The sequence below is a fragment of the Paraburkholderia sp. BCC1876 genome, assembly GCF_902833695.1.
Lineage (GTDB): Bacteria > Pseudomonadota > Gammaproteobacteria > Burkholderiales > Burkholderiaceae > Paraburkholderia.
In genome coordinates this window covers 1-478 of sequence record NZ_CADFGI010000076.1, presented here as the reverse complement: position 1 = coordinate 478, position 478 = coordinate 1, and the positions used below count along the sequence as shown (strand labels likewise).

1 pseudogene is annotated in these 478 nt (G+C 73.2%); it reads left to right on the top strand.

Going from position 1 to position 478, the window contains the following annotated elements:
• Positions 1 to 410, top strand: a pseudogene (locus HWY05_RS37835) (5'/3'-nucleotidase SurE); the annotation flags it as partial.
• Between the last annotated feature and the right edge of the window lie 68 nt (positions 411 to 478).

The window sequence follows — 478 nt, the reverse complement described above, 5'->3', positions numbered from 1 at the left end:
GCGAAGTGTAGATCTTGGCACCGGCCGAATATCAGAGCAGCACGTCGCATTCGCTGAGCCTGCACGAGCCGCTGCGCGTGCATCGCGAGGGCGAGCGCCGCTTCGCCGTGCGCGGCACGCCGGGCGACTGCGTGGCCGTCGCGGCCGGCCATCTGATGCGCGAGGCGCCGCCCGAGCTGGTGCTCTCGGGCATCAATCGCGGCGCCAACCTCGGCACCGAGATGGTGTCGCGCACCGATCCGCGCGAGCTCGACTATCACTGGCTGCGGCTCAACCGCGGCCCGCGCGACGATGCGCCCGACTCGGAAACCGCCTCGCTGCGCGCCGGCCATGTGACGGTCACGCCGCTCAAGTTCGAGCGCACCCACGATACGGCCCGCGCGCGGCTCGCGCAGAAGCTGGCGGGCTGAGCGGCGCGGCCACGCTCATCGGCGCTCGCGACATGCTCGCCCGCCGGCGAGCGTCACGGGCCGGCCGC